This is a genomic window from Phenylobacterium deserti, from assembly GCF_003254705.1.
Classification (GTDB): Bacteria; Pseudomonadota; Alphaproteobacteria; order Caulobacterales; family Caulobacteraceae; genus Phenylobacterium; species Phenylobacterium deserti.
Genome location: NZ_QFYR01000001.1, coordinates 1030727 through 1044317 on the forward strand (window position 1 = coordinate 1030727; position 13591 = coordinate 1044317).

18 protein-coding genes are annotated in these 13591 nt (G+C 69.3%); 4 read left to right on the top strand and 14 right to left on the bottom strand.

The features are described from left to right. Positions 1–42: 42 nt before the first annotated feature. The 9 genes from DJ018_RS05100 to nth form a co-directional block, all read right to left on the bottom strand. Entirely contained in the window at positions 43–372 is a 330-nt protein-coding gene (locus DJ018_RS05100) for a phosphoribosyl-ATP diphosphatase (RefSeq protein WP_111513776.1), read from the bottom strand. Beyond that, positions 369–1139 carry an imidazole glycerol phosphate synthase subunit HisF gene (gene hisF, locus DJ018_RS05105; RefSeq protein WP_111513777.1) on the bottom strand — a complete coding sequence of 257 codons (771 nt, stop codon included), beginning with the start codon at positions 1137–1139 and terminating at the stop codon, positions 369–371. The genes DJ018_RS05100 and hisF overlap by 4 nt, the downstream gene beginning before the upstream one ends. Further along, positions 1139–1861, bottom strand: a complete 723-nt coding sequence (gene hisA, locus DJ018_RS05110) for a 1-(5-phosphoribosyl)-5-[(5-phosphoribosylamino)methylideneamino]imidazole-4-carboxamide isomerase (protein WP_111514686.1) — start codon at positions 1859–1861, stop codon at positions 1139–1141. The genes hisF and hisA overlap by 1 nt, the downstream gene beginning before the upstream one ends. Further along, positions 1858–2493, bottom strand: coding sequence for an imidazole glycerol phosphate synthase subunit HisH (hisH, locus tag DJ018_RS05115; RefSeq protein WP_111513778.1), 636 nt, complete (start codon positions 2491–2493; stop codon positions 1858–1860). Before hisH ends, hisA begins: the two co-directional genes overlap by 4 nt. Before the next feature lie 9 nt (positions 2494–2502). Continuing rightward, complete coding sequence (gene hisB, locus DJ018_RS05120; RefSeq protein ID WP_111513779.1) at positions 2503–3093, bottom strand: imidazoleglycerol-phosphate dehydratase HisB; 591 nt, start codon at positions 3091–3093, stop codon at positions 2503–2505. Between the two features lie 3 nt (positions 3094–3096). Next, complete coding sequence (locus DJ018_RS05125; RefSeq protein WP_111513780.1) at positions 3097–4086, bottom strand: adenosine kinase; 990 nt, start codon at positions 4084–4086, stop codon at positions 3097–3099. Positions 4087–4161: 75 nt separating this feature from the next. Further along, positions 4162–4329 (bottom strand): hypothetical protein, encoded by a 168-nt coding sequence (locus DJ018_RS05130; RefSeq protein ID WP_165842798.1) that lies wholly within the window; start codon positions 4327–4329, stop codon positions 4162–4164. A gap of 87 nt (positions 4330–4416) precedes the next feature. Next, positions 4417–5325, bottom strand: coding sequence for a transcriptional regulator GcvA (gene gcvA / locus DJ018_RS05135; protein WP_111513782.1), 909 nt, complete (start codon positions 5323–5325; stop codon positions 4417–4419). Positions 5326–5328: 3 nt separating this feature from the next. Beyond that, a complete protein-coding gene (nth, locus tag DJ018_RS05140; RefSeq protein ID WP_111513783.1) occupies positions 5329–6000 on the bottom strand; it encodes an endonuclease III in 672 nt (223 codons plus the stop codon). A gap of 66 nt (positions 6001–6066) precedes the next feature. Between nth and DJ018_RS05145 the strand changes: the two genes are divergently transcribed. Continuing rightward, positions 6067–6546: a DUF2244 domain-containing protein gene (locus tag DJ018_RS05145; protein ID WP_165842799.1), complete on the top strand. Its 480-nt coding sequence runs from the start codon at positions 6067–6069 to the stop codon at positions 6544–6546. A gap of 1 nt (position 6547) precedes the next feature. On the opposite strand, the gene hslU is transcribed toward DJ018_RS05145, so the two are convergent. Genes hslU through hslV form a run of 3 tightly spaced genes read right to left on the bottom strand, consistent with a single transcriptional unit; the run spans position 6548 to position 9326 of the window. Then, positions 6548–7852 (bottom strand): ATP-dependent protease ATPase subunit HslU, encoded by a 1305-nt coding sequence (gene hslU, locus DJ018_RS05150; protein ID WP_111513785.1) that lies wholly within the window; start codon positions 7850–7852, stop codon positions 6548–6550. Then, on the bottom strand, positions 7853–8734 hold the full coding sequence (locus tag DJ018_RS05155; protein WP_111513786.1) for a YybH family protein: 882 nt from the start codon (positions 8732–8734) through the stop codon (positions 7853–7855). Next, positions 8721–9326: an ATP-dependent protease subunit HslV gene (hslV, locus tag DJ018_RS05160; RefSeq protein ID WP_111513787.1), complete on the bottom strand. Its 606-nt coding sequence runs from the start codon at positions 9324–9326 to the stop codon at positions 8721–8723. Before hslV ends, DJ018_RS05155 begins: the two co-directional genes overlap by 14 nt. Here hslV and DJ018_RS05165 point away from each other — a divergent pair. Beyond that, a complete protein-coding gene (locus tag DJ018_RS05165; RefSeq protein WP_111513788.1) occupies positions 9325–10071 on the top strand; it encodes a HesA/MoeB/ThiF family protein in 747 nt (248 codons plus the stop codon). The genes hslV and DJ018_RS05165 overlap by 2 nt on opposite strands. Positions 10072–10108: 37 nt before the next feature. Here DJ018_RS05165 and DJ018_RS05170 read toward each other — a convergent pair whose 3' ends face one another. Both DJ018_RS05170 and DJ018_RS05175 read right to left on the bottom strand, forming a co-directional pair. After that, a complete protein-coding gene (locus tag DJ018_RS05170) occupies positions 10109–11191 on the bottom strand; it encodes a methyl-accepting chemotaxis protein (RefSeq protein WP_111513789.1) in 1083 nt (360 codons plus the stop codon). Positions 11192–11351: 160 nt separating this feature from the next. Continuing rightward, positions 11352–12338 carry a 2-hydroxyacid dehydrogenase gene (locus tag DJ018_RS05175; protein WP_111513790.1) on the bottom strand — a complete coding sequence of 329 codons (987 nt, stop codon included), beginning with the start codon at positions 12336–12338 and terminating at the stop codon, positions 11352–11354. Positions 12339–12455: 117 nt separating this feature from the next. Here DJ018_RS05175 and DJ018_RS05180 point away from each other — a divergent pair, with 117 nt between their 5' ends. Both DJ018_RS05180 and fabA read left to right on the top strand, forming a co-directional pair. Beyond that, positions 12456–12953, top strand: a complete 498-nt coding sequence (locus DJ018_RS05180; RefSeq protein ID WP_111514687.1) for an SH3 domain-containing protein — start codon at positions 12456–12458, stop codon at positions 12951–12953. A 60-nt stretch (positions 12954–13013) separates the two neighbouring features. Next, positions 13014–13550 carry a 3-hydroxyacyl-[acyl-carrier-protein] dehydratase FabA gene (fabA, locus tag DJ018_RS05185; protein WP_111513791.1) on the top strand — a complete coding sequence of 179 codons (537 nt, stop codon included), beginning with the start codon at positions 13014–13016 and terminating at the stop codon, positions 13548–13550. The last annotated feature ends 41 nt before the right edge of the window (positions 13551–13591 follow it).

Consider the following 13591-nt stretch of genomic DNA (forward strand, 5'->3'; position numbering starts at 1 on the left):
CGTCCGGCCCTCTGGGCCACCTCCCCCAAAGGGAGGAGGAACTTACGATTGCGGCCGCGAGGCCTTTTCCGTCAGGCCGGACGTGCCTTCGCGGGCTTCGAGCTTGGCCGCGACGTCTTCCAGGGAGACGTCGGCGGCGGCGAGAACCACCAGCCAGTGGTAGATGAGGTCGGCGCTTTCGGCGGCGAGGGCCGGGGCGTCGCCCTGGGCAGCGGCGATCACCGTCTCGACGGCTTCCTCGCCGAGCTTTTTGGCGGCTCGGGCGGGATCGGCGAGCAGCTGGGCGGTGTAGCTGGCGGAGGCGTCGGCGCCTTTGCGGGCCTCGATGGTGGCGGCGAGGCGCTGGAGGACGGTGGTGAAGCGGTCGCTCATGCGGCGGCTCCGGTCCGGCGCACCGGGATCCCGGCGGCGGCCATGGCCGTCTTCACCTCGCCGACGCTGACTTCGCCGAAGTGGAAGATGGAGGCGGCGAGCACGGCGTCCGCGCCGCCCTGCACCACGGCGTCCACCATGTGCTGGGCGTTTCCGGCGCCGCCCGAGGCGATCACCGGCACATTCACCGCAGAGGTCACCGCCTTCAGCAGCTCGAGGTCGTAGCCGATCTTGGCGCCGTCGCGGTCCATGGAGGTCAGCAGGATCTCGCCCGCGCCCTTGGCCACCACGTCGGCGGCGTAGTCGACCACGTCGAGCCCCGTGTCCTCGCGCCCGCCGTAGATGAACACGCGCCAGCGGTCGTCCACCTTCTTGGCGTCAATGGCGACCACGGTCGCTTGCGAGCCAAAGGCGTCGGCGCAGGCCGAGATCAGCGCGCGGTTTTTCACCGCGGCGGTGTTGATGGAGATCTTGTCGGCGCCGGCCAGCAGCAGACGGCGCGCGTCTTCCACCTCACGGATGCCGCCGCCCACCGACAGGGGCATGAAGCAGACGTCGGCGGTGCGGGCGACGACATCTAGGATGGTGCCGCGGTTTTCGTGGCTGGCGGTGATGTCCAGGAACATCAGCTCGTCCGCGCCAGCCGCGTCATAGGCGCGGGCCTGCTCCACCGGATCGCCGGCGTCGCGCAGGGAGACGAACTGCACGCCTTTCACGACCCGGCCGTCCTTGACGTCCAGGCAGGGGATGACGCGCACCTTCAGCATCAGGCCGCGACCTTCAGGGCTTCGGCCGGCTCGATGGCGCCGTTGTAGAGCGCGCGGCCGAGCACCGCGCCGTGCACCGGCGTGCCGGGCAGGGCCTTCAGCTTGACGATATCATCGATGCTGGCGAGGCCGCCGGCGGCGATCACCGGAATGGCGACGGCGTCGGCCATGGCGGCGAAGGTCTCGACGTTGAAGCCCTGCAGGGTGCCGTCGCGGTCGATGTCGGTGATGATCAGGGCGCCGACGCCGGCGTCTTCGAAGCGCTTGGCCACGGTGACGGCGTCGAGGTCGCTGTCTTCGGTCCAGCCTTGCGTGGCCACCTTGCCGCCGCGGACGTCGACGCTGACGGCGATCTGTTCGGGCCAGCGGCGGGCGGCGTGGCGGACGATGTCGGGGTCGGTAACCGCGACGGTGCCGAGGATTACGCGGGACACGCCCGCTTCGATCCAGCGCTCGATGTCGGCGACGGTGCGGATGCCGCCGCCCAGCTGCACCGGGATGGAGACGGCGCCCAGGATGGCTTCCACGGCGGCGGCGTTGACCGCCTCACCCTGCACGGCGCCGTTCAGGTCGACCACGTGCACCCAGTGGAAGCCGGCGTCACACCAGGCCTTGGCCTGATCGGCAGGGGAGGCGTTGAAGACGGTGGCTTGGCCAAGGTCGCCGCGCACCACGCGCACGCACTGGCCGTCCTTCAGGTCGATGGCGGGATAAAGAATCACGGTCGCCACTCCAGGAAGCGGGCCAAAAGGGAGATCCCGGCGTCTTGCGACTTCTCGGGGTGGAACTGGACGCCGGCCAGGTTGCCGCGGGCGACGGCGGCCGGGAAGCGGCCCCCGTGGTCCACCCAGGCGGCGACGTCGGCTTCGTCCTGCGGGTAAAAGGCGAAGGAGTGGGTGAAGTAGACGGGCGCCCCTTCACGCAAGGGCGCCACCACCGGCTGGTCGGCCACGTCGGTCAGGGCGTTCCAGCCCATGTGTGGGACCTTGGCGGCGGTGTCGGAAGGCTCCAGCCGGCGGACCTCGCCGGGGATCCAGCCGAGCCCGGGCGTCTCGCCGAACTCCAGGCCCTTGGAGGCCATCAGCTGCATGCCGACGCAGACGCCCAGGAAGGGCTTGCCCTGGCTGTGCACGGCCTCGTTCATCGCTTCCTGCAGGCCAGGGCGCTCGGACAGGGCCGCCATGCAGGACGCAAAGGCCCCAACGCCGGGCAGCACCAGGCGGTCGGCGGAGGCGATCACCTCGGCTGAGTTGGTGACGACGATCTCAGCCCGTCCGTCGGCGGCCTTGATGAGCGCCTTTTCAGCCGAGCGGAGATTGCCCGACCCGTAATCGATCAGGGCGACCTTCTGCATAGAGAGTTCCTAGAGGACGCCCTTGGTGGACGGGGCGTGGCCCTGGGTCTTGGGGTCGAGCTCGATGGCCGTGCGCAGGGCGCGGGCAAGGGCCTTGAAGCCGCTTTCGGCGATGTGGTGCGAGTTCTCCCCGTACAGGGTTTCCAGGTGCACGCAGGCGCCCGCGTTCATGGCGAACGCGTGGTGGAACTCCTTGAAGAGCTCGGTGTCCATTTCGCCGATCTTCGGCGTCTTGAAGTAAGACTTCCAGATCAGGTACGGCCGGTTCGACAAGTCGATGGCGCAGCGCGTCAGGGTCTCGTCCATCGGCACATAGGCATGGCCGAAGCGGCGGATGCCCTTGAAGCCGTCCAGCGCCTTGTTGATCGCCTGGCCCAGCACGATCCCGGTGTCTTCCACCGTGTGGTGCATGTCGATGTGCAGGTCGCCGACGGTCTCGACCTCGATGTCGATGCCGCCGTGTCGGGCGAAGCTGTCCAGCATGTGGTCGAAGAAGCCGACGCCGGTGGAAACCTTGGCGACGCCGGTTCCGTCCAGGTCCACGGCGACGCGGATCTGCGTCTCCTTGGTGTTGCGGACGACTTCAGCCGTGCGGCTCATGCTTCAGTATCCCTTGCCGGCGGCGAGGTCCTTGAGCGTGACCTGCGGCCGGGGTCCGTAGTGCGAGATCACTTCGGCGGCGGCGAGCGAGGCGAGCTTGCCGCATTGCTGCAGCGGCCGCCCACGGCTCAGGCCGAACATGAACCCGGCTGCGTATTGGTCGCCCGCGCCCGTCGTGTCCACGACTTTCTCCACCGGCTCGGCGGCGACGGTGAGGCGCTCGCCTTCCGTAAGGACAATCGAGCCCTTCTCGCTGCGGGTGACGGCGGCCAGCTTGACCCGCTGGCGCAGGGCCTCGGCGGCCTGGTCGAAGTCGTCCGTCTGGAAGAGGGCCTTGAGCTCCGTCTCGTTGGCGAACAGCAGGTCGACCTGGCTTTCGATGAAGCCCAGCAGGCCGGCGCGGTGGCGCTCGACCACGAAGCTGTCCGAAAGGGTGAGGGCGATCATCCGGCCCGACCCGTGAGCGAGGGCGGCAGCCTTGGCAAAGGCGCGCCGGGCGGCTTCCGCGTCGAACAGGTAGCCTTCCAGGTAGACGATCTTGGAGGCTTCGATGACGTCGGCTTCCACGTCGGCGTCGGTGAACTCCACCGAGGCGCCCAGGAAGGTGCACATGGTGCGCTGGCCGTCCGGGGTGACGTTGATCATGGAGACGGCGGTGGCGGGACCGCCCACAAGGGGCTGGTTCTCGAACCGGGCGCCGATCGCGCGCATCTCGCGGGCGAAGGTCTCGCCCAGTTGGTCGTCCGCCACCTTGCCCATGAAGGCGCCGCGGCCGCCGAAGCTCGCCACGCCGGCGATGGTGTTGGCCGCCGAGCCGCCGGAGGTCTCCACCGCCTGCTTCATGCCGGCGTAGAGGCGGGCCTGCTGGTCCTGGTCCACCAGCATCATGGCGCCCTTGGTCAGACCCTGGCTCTCGATAAAGCCGTCTTCAGCCGGCGCGATCACGTCGACGATGGCGTTGCCGATCGCGGCGACGTCGTAGAGGTCTGGCATTCTTCAGCTTTCCCGGGAAACCGGGCCGGGCTTTAGAGGAAATCGGCCGGAGCGGCTAGCGCGTACAGAGCCGGCTCAGCCCTGGAGCAACTGCAGAATGCTGAGGGCGCCTGGGATTACCAGGATCACGGTGACGGCGAGCCCCAGGCCGAGGTCGTAGACGGGATCGAAACGGCGGCGGGTCGGCAAGGCGGCGCGGTGCGAACGGGCGGGGGCTGCGCGGGCCAAGGCGGCGTGGGTCATGGGAAAACCTCCAGGTGAGCTGATGGAGGTCAGGGGAACACCTGAAGCCGTCTGGAGACAAAGGAGAAGACCGCTGTTCGGTTGAGCTCAGCTCACCTGAGAGAGGAGGCCGTCAGCTTGCGCCTCTTCGGTCAGCCAGTTTCGAAAGCGACGAACGGCGGGCTGGTCAGCCTTTTCAGGCAGCGAGAGCACCCAGTAGGCGTAGGGGCTGTGGAGGGCGAGGTCGAAGGGGCGGACCAGCCGGGCGGATCGCAGCTCGTCGGCCACCAGCGCGAGCTGGGCGAGGGCGACGCCGCGCCCGGCTAGGGCGGCTTCGGTCGCCAGATAGGTGCTGGTGAAGGACTGGGCGATGGCGACGTCGATGTGCGGCGCGCCGGCCGCGTCTAGCCACTCGCGCCAGCCGGGCTCGCCCACGCCCAGCATGACGTCCGCCAGAAGCATGGCGCGCTGCAGGTCGGCAGGCTCGTGCAGGCCCAGGCGGTCGCGCAGCTCGGGGCTGCAGACCGGCGCCCAGATCGTCTCCATGAGACGGAAGGCCTGCAGGTCAGGATAGGGGCCGCGCCCGAAGCGTATGGCGACATCGATGCGGTCGCGGTGGAGGTCGGCAGGCTCGTCGGCGGTCAGCACCAGCACCTGCACGTCGCGATACCGCTCGTTGAACCGATGGAGCCGCGGCACCAGCCATTTGGCGGCGAAGGAATGCATGGTGGTGACCACCAGCGGTCCCGGCCGCCGCTCGCGGGCCTCGTCCACCGCTTCCTGGATCACGCCGAGCCCGCGGCGGACGCCCTCTGCCAGCCGAGCGCCTTCCTCGGTCAGCCGGACGCGGCGGTTGAAGCGCTCGAAGAGGCGCAGGCCAAGGTCCGCCTCCAGCGTCTTTATCTGCCGGCTGACCGCGCCCGGCGTGATCGCCAGCTCCTCGGCGGCGCGTTGGAAGCTGCCGTGACGGGCGGCCGCCTCGAGGACCCGCAGACCAGTGAGCGGCAGGCGGGCCATCCGTCAGCGCCCTAAGAACAGGTGGCGGCTGGGGCAGAGGTCGGCGACGGGGCACTCTTCGCACCTGGGGCGGCGGGCGGTGCAGGTGTAGCGGCCGTGGAGGATGAGCCAGTGGTGGGCGCGCCACAGGTAGGGCTCGGGCACGATGGCCATGAGCTCGGCCTCGACGTGGTCGGGCGTCTTGCCGAAGGCCAGCTCCAGCCGGTGGGAGACGCGGAAGACGTGGGTGTCCACGGCGATGGCCGGCTCGATGCGCAGCTCGTTCAGCACCACCGAGGCCGTCTTGCGCCCGACGCCGGGCAGGGCCTGCAGGCTCGCGCGGTCGAGGGGGACCTGGCCGCCGTACTGCTCCACCAGGATGCGGGCGGCGGCGATCACGTTCTTGGCCTTGGTGTTGTAGAGGCCGATGGAGGAGATGAAGGGCTTCAGCCCCTCTTCGCCCAGGGCAAGCATGGCCTCGGGTGTGTCAGCCGCTTCGAAAAGGCGCGCGGTGGCCTTGTTGACCGAAACGTCGGTGGCTTGGGCCGAGAGGGCGACAGCCACCACCAGGGTGTAGGCGTCGCGATAGTCGAGCTCGGTGCGTGGGTCGCTTTCCAGGCTTTCGAAGCGGTGGAACAGTTCCTCGATGCGCGCCCGTTCGGCAGGCTTGAGCTTCTTTGCGGCAGGTCGGGCCATGGGAGCGGAAGATGGCTGCGCCGGCCTCTTCCGCCAAGGCGATTTCCAGTCCTAATGTCGCCGGCGATGAGCGCAGTCGCCGCCCTGTACATGGACGCCGAGATCCGGCCCAACCGCTCGCTGTCGCAGCGGGGCTTCCTGATCCTGCTCGGCGTGATCACCTTCGCCAACTTCAGTGCGGCGGCGGTGTTCCTGGCCATGGGCGCGACGTTCGTGCCGATCTTCCTGGGCTTCGATCTGCTGGCGGTGATCGTGGCCTTCCTGGCCAGCTACCGATCGGGGCGGACGGTGGAGAGGGTGCGGGTGACGCCGCACGAAATCAGCATCACCCACGAGACGCCCAAATGGAGCCGGGAGGTCTGGCGCTCGCCCACCGCCTTCACCCGCATCACCGTGGAGCGGGAGGAGGAGCGGACCACGGCCCTGAAGCTGTCGCTGTCGGGCCGGGAAGTGGCCGTGGCCGAGGTGCTGAGCCCCCGCGAGCGCGCCGATTTCGCCCGCGCGCTGGAGCGGGCGATCAGCGAAGCGCGGCGGCACCGGGGCTAGGCTACAGGATGAACCGGCTGAGGTCGGCGTTCTGGGAGAGCTCGCCGATCCGGCTGGTGACATAGGGGGCGTCCACGGTGACCGTGTCGCCCGAGCGGTCCGCAGCGGTGAAGCTCACCTCTTCCAGCACCTTCTCCAGCACGGTCTGCAGGCGGCGGGCGCCGATGTTCTCCACCGAGCCGTTCACGGCCACGGCCGCGTCGGCCAGGGCCTCGATAGCGTCGTCGGTGAAGACCAGGGTCACGCCCTCGGTCGCCAGCAAAGCCTGGTGCTGGCGGATCAGGTTGGCTTCCGGCTCGGTAAGGATGCGGCGGAAGTCCTCGCGGGTGAGGGGCTTCAGCTCCACGCGGATGGGCAGACGGCCCTGCAGCTCGGGCAGCAGGTCGCTGGGTTTGGCCACGTGGAAGGCGCCGGAGGCGATGAACAGGATGTGGTCCGTCTTCACCGGCCCGTACTTGGTGGAGACGGTGGTGCCTTCGATGAGGGGCAGCAGGTCGCGCTGAACCCCTTCACGGGACACGTCCGCGCCCTGACGCTCCGAGCGGGAGGCCACCTTGTCGATCTCGTCCAGGAAGACGATGCCCTGGTTTTCGGCCAGCTCGAGCGCTTCCTGGGTCAGGGCTTCCTGGTCGAGCAGCTTGTCGCTTTCCTCCGCGATCAGCGGCGCCCAGGCCCCGTTGACGGTGGTCTTGTGCGTGCGGGTGCGGCCGCCGAACGCCTTGCCGAACATGTCGCCGAGATTGAGCATTCCGACGGAGCCGCCGGGCTGGCCAGGGATGTCCATCATGGGGAAGGGCGAAGCGGTGTCGGCCACCGTCAGCTCGACTTCCTTGTCGTCCAGCTCGCCGGCGCGGAGCTTCTTGCGGAAGGACTCGCGGGCGGCGGTGGAGCCGGGGCCGGTCAGGGCGTCGAGGATTCGCTCCTCGGCGGCGGCTTCGGCCCGGGCGCGAACGGCCGCGCGGCGCTTTTCCCGCACCATGCCGATGGCGCTTTCCACCAGGTCGCGGACGATCTGGTCCACGTCGCGGCCGACATAGCCGACCTCGGTGAACTTGGTGGCTTCCACCTTCAGGAAGGGCGCCTGGGCGAGCTTGGCCAGCCGGCGGGCGATCTCGGTCTTTCCGACGCCGGTGGGCCCGATCATCAGGATGTTCTTCGGCGTGACCTCGTCGCGCAGGTCGGCGGGCACGCGGCGACGGCGCCAGCGGTTGCGCAGGGCCACGGCCACGGCGCGCTTGGCTTCCGGGTGGCCGACAATGAAGCGGTCGAGTTCGGAGACGATCTCGCGGGGAGAGAATTCGGTCATCTAGCCTTGGGGTTGGCTTTGCGGCCGCGGCGGCGGCGGCTTCACTTCGAGGATCTGGTCGTAGGCGAGGCGCCAACCCGCCGGCCGGCGCTGCCAGATACGCACATAATGGCCCTGGCGAGCTTCGCCAGCCTGGAGCCACGCAGCGTCGCCCCAGGTCCAGGCGAGGTCCCCCGCCTGGGAAGCCTCTCCACCGCGGGCGGTGAAGCGGATCTGCGCGGCGCGGGCGGCGAGTTCGCGACGGAAGGCGGCTAGCCCTTCGGCCGGAGGCAAGGGGGAGGCCTGGATCCGGCCATCCTCAGCCAAGACGGCAAGGTAAGCGGCGGACGCATCCATGCGCGCGTGTTCCGCGAGCGTGGCTTCCGCCGCCTGCACCTGGGCGAAGGCCGCGGCCGGCGCGAGAGGCCGCGCGTCGGAGGGACCCAGGGCGCGGACGGGCGCGTCCGGACCGGGCGAGGCGGAGGCGTCGTTGGGCACGCCGCCGTCGTAGATCCACTTCCACGAGCCGTCCGGCTGCTTCTTCCAGACAGTGAAGTAGTGCAGAGCGCGCTTGCCGCCGCTTTCCACAGGTCCGGTGGTGAAGCCGAGTTCGTCGGAGCGGGCGATCCCCGCGAAAGCCGGCCACCAGGCCAGCAGGGGCGCACCGTCCTTCGGCCCCTTGCCCGGCAGGCGTGGGGCGTAGAGGTCGTAGGCCTTCACCGGTCCCGGCGCGAACATCAGGGCGTCGCGGGTCATGAAGTCCACAAAGCTCTGGGCGACGCCGACCTCCGCCGCCCGCGCGGCGAAGGCGCGCTCCGCGGCGATCACCGGCGCCGGATCGGCCGCATCGGCCGACAGAGGGAGGGCGAGGGCGGCGAGCGCCAGGGCGCTAAACCACCTCAACCGTCAGCTCTCCGTTGGTGTAGACGCAGATCTCGGCGGCGATCGCCATGGCGCGGCGGGCCACCGCCTCGGCGTCCAGGTCGGTGTCCATCAGCGCGCGGGCGGCGGCCAGGGCGAAGTTGCCGCCCGAGCCGATGGCGGCCACGCCATGGGTGGGCTCCAGGACGTCGCCGACCCCCGTGACGGTGAGAATGACGTCCTTGTCGGCCACGATCAGCATGGCCTCAAGCTTGCGCAGGTAGCGATCCGTTCGCCAGTCCTTGGCGAGGTCGACGCAGGCGCGGGCCAGCTGCTCGGGATACTGCTCGAGCTTGGCTTCCAGCCGCTCGATCAGGGTGAAAGCGTCGGCGGTGGCGCCGGCGAAGCCCGCCACGACGCGGCCGCCCGCCAGGCGCCGCACCTTGCGGGCGTTGCCCTTGACCACCGTCTGGCCCATGGACACCTGTCCATCGCCGGCGATCACGGTGGAGCCGTTCTTGCGCACGGCGACGATTGTGGTCCCGTGCCAATCGGGGAAAGAAGCAGAGCCTTGGTTCTGAGCCATGGCTTGCGATGTGGCCAGAGGGTGCGGCGAGGTCAAGGCGACAGCCATGGGGTTCAGTGACGAGGAGGTCGAACGCTACGCGCGCCATCTGGTGCTGCGCGAGGTGGGCGGACCTGGACAGCAGAAGCTGAAGGACGCCAGCGTGCTGATCGTCGGCGCGGGCGGACTGGGTGCGCCGGCCGCCCTGTACCTGGCGGCGGCCGGCGTCGGAACGGTGCTGATGGCCGACCCCGACGTGGTCGACCGCTCCAATCTCCAGCGGCAGGTGATCTACACGGAGGCCGACATCGGCCAGCCCAAGGCGGAAGCGGCGGCCGACCGGCTGGCGGCGCTGAACCCGCACATCTTCGTCGGCGGCTACGAAGGGGTGTTCGATGAGGCGAGCGCCGACGAATTGGTGAACGGGGTGGACCTGGTGCTGGACGGCACCGACGATTTCGCCACCCGCTTCTGCGTCAACGCCGCCTGCGTGCGGCACGGCAAGACCCTGGTGTCCGGCGCCATTGGCCGCTGGACCGGTCAGGTGGGCGTGTTCGGCCGCCAGCCCTGCTACCGCTGCCTGGTGCCGGAGATCCCGCCGGACGCCGAGACCTGCCAGCGCGTCGGGGTTGTCGGAGCACTGGCGGGCGTGATCGGCTCGATGATGGCCCTGGAGGCGGTGAAGCTGATCACCGGCGCCGGCGAAGCGCTGACCGGTCGGCTGATGATCTACGACGCCCTCGCCGCGGAAACGCGCACCGTGCGGGTAGCGGGCGATCCGGAGTGTCCGGTGTGCGGGGGCGGCGAGGTTTAACCCTCGCGCTTTGGGAGAGACGTGAGGGTGGTAGGGGCTAAGCCGCGCGCACCGCGGCGGGGGTGGCGCTCGCGACCGGCTGCGGCGCTTTCTGGACGATGCAGCCGTACCAGCCCATGCCCTTGTAGGTTTCGTAGCCGGGGGTGAGGGCGTAGCCGATGGTGGCGCCGTGGTCGGCGTAGCTGCCCATGCCTTCGACGCCGGCGGGGAGGCGGAAGCTGTCCACCAGCTCGCCGCGTTGATCCGAGGCGGCCAGCACGCGGCCGGAGGCGTCCAGCAGCATGACGCGGGAACGGGCGCGTTCCTCCTCGGTGAGGCGGACACCGTCCACCACCGCCTGCGCCTGGGGCTGCCAGTCGAAGTGGATGCCGAGCACGCCGAGCACCTCGCCGTCCGAACGGCCGCCCCGGCGGATGGCTGCGGCGTAGGTGGCGACCGGGGCATCCCCCAGCAGCGGCGCGCGGCCTACGTCGGAGTTGACGAAGTCGTCGCCCGTCCGCGTGGCCAAGGCGCGCTTGAACCAGTCCGCGCTGGCGACGGTGGAGCCTTGCACGCGGGGATAGCGGTCGGGCCGCCCGCTGGCGACGATCCGGCCGTCGCGGTCGCAGATCCAGAGGTCGAGATAGACGGTGTAGGCGTCGAGGATCACCTTCAGCCGCTGGCTGGCGTGGCGGCAGGTCTGGGGCGAGGCGTTCTCCACCGACTCGACCACCGCCGAGTCCGTCGCCCACCAGCGCACGTCGCAGGTGCGCTCATAAAGGTTGCGGTCGATGATCTCGATGGCGTTGAGCGCCAGGTCGGCGAGGCGCTGGCCGCGCACGTGGTCGATGATCGCCGCGCCAACCGCGGACAGTTCCGACAGGTCGGCCTTCACCTGGCTTTCCAACGCCTTGGTGACCTCGTCGATCGAGCCGGAGATGCGCTGGAATTCCTCGGCCACCACCATGAACCCGCGGCCCGCTTCCCCGGCGCGTGCGGCGGTGATCATGGCGTTGATGGCGAGCATCTTGGCTTCGCGGTTGATGGACGCAATCTCGCCGATGCTGGAGCCGGCCACGGTGGACAGCCGGTTCGACAGCTCGAGGATTCGCTCGGGAGCGACGCTGGCGTCTTCGGACAAGGGCCTTCCCCCAAACGCGCGGCGGGTCCGGCCGCACGCCCATCAGAATGATGGCTAACGGGTTACGATAACCTTGCGATCTCAAAGGCGGACTTCGCCGGAAAAACAGACACTTGCCTGGTAAACGGGCGGCGGGCGCCAGCAGATTGGGCGACGCCCTTCAGAGCATCGCCGGGATGACCCGATCCGGCGGGCGGTGGCCGTCCAGCCAGGTCTGGATGTTGATGATCACCTTCTCGCCCATCTGCACCCGCGCCTCGATGGTGGCTGAGCCCTGGTGGGGCAGGAGGACGGCGTTGGGCTTGCCCAGCAGCTTGGGATTGATCGCCGGCTCGTGCTCGAACACGTCCAGGCCGACGCCGGCGATGGCGCCCGCCGCCAGCATCTCGCCCAGCGCGTTCTCGTCGATGATCTCGCCCCGGGCGGTGTTCACCACCACCGCGTGCGCCTGGAGCAGCTTCAACCGGCGAGCCGACAGCAGGTGATAGCTGGAGGGCGTATGCGGGGCATGGACCGTCAGGATGTCCACTCGAGCCAGCATCTGGTCGAGGCTTTCCCAGTAGGTGGCCGACAGCTCCTGGGCGATGCGTGAGCTGACTGGCTTGCGGTTGTGGTAGTGGATCTCTAGCCCAAAGGCCCGGGCCCGGCGGGCGACGGCCTGACCGATGCGCCCCATGCCGATGATCCCCAGCTTCTTGCCGGTGATGCGCCGGCCGAGCATCCAGGTGGGGGACCAGCCCTGGAACTGGCCCGCCTGGGTCAGATTGGCGCCTTCCACGATCCGCCGGCTGACGGCCATGATCAGGGCCATGGTCAGGTCAGCGGTGTCGTCCGTGAGCACGCCCGGCGTGTTGGTGACGGTCACGCCCCGGGCGTTGGCCGCGGCCACGTCGATGTGGTCGACGCCCGCGCCGAAGTTGGCGATCAGCTTGAGCTGCGGTCCGGCCTTTTCGAGAAGGGCCGCATCGATCCGGTCGGTGATGGTCGGGGCCAGGACATCGGCCCGCTGGACCGCGTCCACGAGCTGCTCGCGGCTCATGGGCGCGTCGGAAATGTTCAGCTCGGCGTCGAACAGCTCACCCATCCGCGCCTCGACAGGCTCCGGAAGTTTGCGCGTCACGATGACTTTCGGCTTGCGGGCGGCCATGTGCGAACTGAAAAGGGGGCGTTTCCGGGGCGCCGCTTCGGAGGCGGTCGGGTTGTGAAAAGCTCTAGCAAAGGGTCCATGGGCGGCCAAGGCAAGCTGGCGTCGGAAAGACGCAGGATGCGGCAGGCGCCGCTTTGGGCGGCGGCTCTGACCTTGCTGGCGGGAGCCGCCTGGGCTGCGCCTGAGCGGGCGACGCCCTCCGGCCTGCCCGTGCCGCGATATGTGTCCTTGAAGTTCGACAAGGTGAACGCGCGCTCGGGTCCCGGCAACGACCACCGGCTGATGTGGGTCTACAGCGCCAAGGGCCTGCCGGTTCAGGTGGTGGCCGAAACCGCCGAGTGGCGTCGGGTCTGCGATCCGCAAGGCGGGCTGGCCTGGGTCCACAAGCGGACCACCGACGGCCGGCGCATGGTCATGAACACCCGTCCGCAGCCGCTGGTGCTGCGCCGCAAGCCCAAGGACCAGGCCTCGCCGGAGGCCTATCTGAACTCCCGTGCGCTCGCCGCGTTGGTCCGGTGCGAGAAGGGCTGGTGCCGCGTAAAGGTGGACGGAACCGGCGGCTGGGTTCGCGAAGGCGAGCTGTGGGGCACGGCCGAGCCTCCGCAATGCCGTTGAGCCGCTGCTCCGCCTCGTGCTAGGCGAAGCCCCTTTGTTTATCGAGGCCGGATACCGACCATGAGCCAAGCCGCCGACACTCCGGCCCGCCCCTCCAGCTACACCCTGGAAGAGCTCCTGGCCTGCGCCCGGGGCGAGATGTTCGGGCCGGGCAACGCCCAGCTGCCCGCGCCGCCCATGCTGATGTTCGACCGCATCACCTCGATCGGGTCGACCGGCGGCGCCTACGGCAAGGGCCATGTGGAAGCCGAGCTGGATATCCGCGAGGACCTCTGGTTCTTCGCCTGCCACTTCATCAACGACCCGGTTATGCCGGGCTGCCTGGGCCTCGACGCCATGTGGCAGCTGGTCGGCTTCTTCCTCGGTTGGTCCGGCGCGCCGGGCCGCGGCCGCGCCCTGGGCGTGGGCGAGGTGAAGTTTACCGGCCAGGTGACCCCCAACGTCAGCAAGCTGGTCTACAAGATCGACCTGAAGCGCGTGATCATGCGCAAGCTGGTCATGGGCGTCGGCGACGGGGTCCTGCTGGCGGACGGCAAGCCGATCTATGAGGCCAAGGATCTGCGGGTCGGGCTGTTCTCCGCCGAAGACCTGGTCTGAGAATAAGAAACGGGTCCGCGGACAAGGGGCGGGCCACACGG